The sequence below is a fragment of the Oceanispirochaeta sp. M1 genome (genome assembly GCF_003346715.1).
In the GTDB taxonomy this organism is placed as follows: Bacteria; Spirochaetota; Spirochaetia; order DSM-2461; family DSM-2461; genus Oceanispirochaeta.
Genome location: NZ_QQPQ01000100.1, coordinates 1 through 2,964, shown reverse-complemented (window position 1 = coordinate 2,964; position 2,964 = coordinate 1). Strand labels below are relative to the sequence as shown.

The window sequence follows — 2,964 nt, the reverse complement described above, 5'->3', positions numbered from 1 at the left end:
TATTGTTCATGAAAAAAGATATCTGGCTATGGTTGAATAAGCCAAAACCAATGGCAGAATCAATGTTTTTTTCAGATGGTCAAATGGGGCTGTTTTTATGAAGCAATTTTATCTTGGACAGCTGTGATTAGGTTTATAACAAATGCGTTAAACAGGCAATAATACTATTTAAGATCACCCTTCCAGCGGCTTATCCCACCAAAATCATGGAGCTCTGTGTATCCCGCCTTGCTGAGTATTCTGCGGGCAGTTCCTGAACGGTTTCCACTGCGGCAGTACACGATTATTGTCTTGTCTTTAGCAGTTCCGACAGGAAGAGCATCCGGAAGCAGATCATAGGGAATATTAAGTGCACCGGGTATATGGGATTGTTCAAACTCGGGTCCTGTCCTGACATCCAGAAGCAGATAATCATCTGCATCAGACTCAAGCAGCTCTTTCAATTCACTATAATTTGTATAATCTGCAGATTCAGCAAAAAGGAAACCGCTTAATGTTAAACTCAATAATAAAAGTACCAATATTTTTTTCACAACTATACCTCGCTTAAACTATTTCTATATATAATAAATTATGTATATATAAGTTAAATAGTCAAGTATTATGTTCATTCCCTTTGTTCGGCAGTTCTTGACAGAGCCGTAAATCAAGGCTATCTTTCCCATTATCCGCCGGCGTGGTGAAATTGGTATACACGGCAGACTCAAAATCTGCTGGTCGCAAGACCGTATGGGTTCAAGTCCCATCGCCGGTAACTACTTGGACAGTTTGCATAATATGCAGACTGTCTTTTTTTTGGGTCATGGGACTTGAACTGGAAGAGAAGTCCCAGCCCCCAGAACTCACTTCAAAATAAACACAACAGACAAAGCCGTGATTCCACCCAGAAAGAGATTCAATCTCCCGGCATATCGCCCCTCTTTCATGACCTTCTTAAGGAGAGAGCCAAAACCGGCCCAGAGAGAAATGCTTAACGGACAGATAATCAGAAAGCTTAACAGAATGAACAATGAAGATCTAAAATACATATCTCCCTGGAGAGGATAAACAGACATTGCAGTAATCGTCATGATGTAGGCCTTAGGATTCAGATACTGAAACAAGGCTCCCTGAATAAAATGCATCGGTTCTTCAACATTCTCTCCTTTTTTCTTACTTTTGCCCGAAGGCATAGCAATCTTCACGGCAAGGTAGAGAATATAAGCGCTACCGGCAATTTTAAGAACCTTTTGTGCAAGAGGATAATGTTGAAACAAATAACCAAGACCCAGCGCCGATAGAATCAACTGACTGATGATCCCGAGAACAATTCCGGCGATAAAGGGCAAAGTTCTTCTATAACCGAAGCGGGCTCCCGATGCCGTTAGCAACATATTGTTTGGACCGGGAGTTACCGTCATCGTAAGGACAAATAACAAAACAGGAATCACTATACTCTTCATAATTTTCCTCCGGGATATTTATGATACAGACAGCCTACCCAAAGAGAGAAAACCAAAACAGATACAATTTATTGACCTTTAAACCATAACAGATTTAACATAGATTCATGATCAAATCAAAAGAGAAAACGACATTCAGGTATGAAGAAATATCAGCCCACTTGAGTTCGGCTATTGAAGAAGGGACAATTCCTTTCGGCAGCAGACTTCCTTCCCTTCGGATAATGAGTCAAAGGTATAATTGTGCTGTCTCTGTAGTCATGCAGGCCTATGAGCTTCTTGAGCGACAAGGTTTGGTAAATGCCATTGAAAAATCCGGATACTTTGCCAGTAACCCACGCACCAGTCCTCTACCTGAACCCCAGAAAGAGAAGTATTACCTCAAATCTGAAGAAGCTACCCCCTTAAGTATTCTTGGTAGAATTGTTGAAGCTGGTAATGATGAGACTATAGTTCCTCTGGGAGCCGGGAAACCACATGAGAGTAATCTTCCGATTAAGAGCCTCAAACAGAATTTCATCCGAATTCTTAAAGAAGAGAGTCACTGGATTTCAGATTATTGTGATGAAGGTGGACATCGGGAGCTCAGAAAAGAGATTGCAGCAATAATGCTGAAAAGAGGGGTATCAGTTTCTTCAAGAGAGATTCTTATCACCAATGGCTGTACAGAGGCCTTGAGTCTTGGCATACAGAGTTGCTCCTCTCCAGGAGATGTCATTGTTACCGAAAGCCCCGTCTTCCTTGGTATCATTCAGATTCTGAATCAGCTTAAGCGAAGAGTCATTCCCATCCCTACCTCCACGACTGACGGTATGGATTTGATACAACTGGAATCTGTGCTTGCCCGGGAGGAGGTAAAGGCAGTAATCATGACAGCCATATATCAGAATCCACTGGGATTTCTTATGAAAGAGAAGAATAGAAAGAAGGTGATCAATCTTGCTGAAAAATATGGAGTTACTGTAATTGAAGACGATGTCTATAATCAGTGCTCTTTTGATCATAAGGAAGAACGTCCTATTAAGAGTTTTGACAGAGAGGGAGATGTAATTTACTGCTCCTCCTTTTCAAAAACCATTAGTCCGGGAATGCGCTGCGGATGGCTGATCGGTGGAAAAAACCATGAGAGCTGCAGACGCTTGAAAATGGGATTGACCCTGGGAGGTAATCCGGCTGTTCAGCAGGCAGTGGCTGAATACCTTAAAAGCTCCCGTTATTCTCAAAACATACTTCAACTGCAAAAAGCGACTGCCCGGCAGGCCAGTGAACTGAAACAGATCCTGATTTCAGAATTCCCCAAAGGTACAGCCATCACAAAACCTGAAGGGGGGTTCTATTTCTGGGTAGAATTACCAGGCAATACAGATACCCTTCAGCTTTTTGAGGATGCGATTAAATGTGGAATAAGCACTGTCCCCGGCCAGGCATTTACTACCGGAAAAAGATACAGCAATTGCCTTCGAATCAGTTTTGCATCCCCCATAACTGATGAGACCAGGAAAGGTGTTATTAAATTAGGACA

3 protein-coding genes and 1 tRNA gene are annotated in these 2,964 nt (G+C 42.1%); 2 read left to right on the top strand and 2 right to left on the bottom strand.

The features are described from left to right. Positions 1–164: 164 nt before the first annotated feature. Entirely contained in the window at positions 165–533 is a 369-nt protein-coding gene (locus DV872_RS25845) for a rhodanese-like domain-containing protein (protein WP_158547195.1), read from the bottom strand. Between the two features lie 137 nt (positions 534–670). Between DV872_RS25845 and DV872_RS25840 the strand changes: the two genes are divergently transcribed. Beyond that, a tRNA-Leu gene (locus DV872_RS25840) sits at positions 671–754 on the top strand. Between the two features lie 88 nt (positions 755–842). On the opposite strand, the gene DV872_RS25835 is transcribed toward DV872_RS25840, so the two are convergent. Beyond that, a complete protein-coding gene (locus tag DV872_RS25835; RefSeq protein ID WP_114632860.1) occupies positions 843–1,442 on the bottom strand; it encodes a LysE family translocator in 600 nt (199 codons plus the stop codon). A gap of 107 nt (positions 1,443–1,549) precedes the next feature. Here DV872_RS25835 and DV872_RS25830 point away from each other — a divergent pair. Then, positions 1,550–2,964: PLP-dependent aminotransferase family protein (locus DV872_RS25830; RefSeq protein WP_147283278.1), on the top strand; the 1,415-nt coding region annotated here is incomplete at its 3' end.

What these genes read in the sequence shown, in the direction of transcription:
- DV872_RS25835 (WP_114632860.1), bottom strand. Translation starts at nt 1,442, where the DNA reads ATGAAGAGTATAGTGATTCCTGTTTTGTTATTTGTCCTTACGATGACG.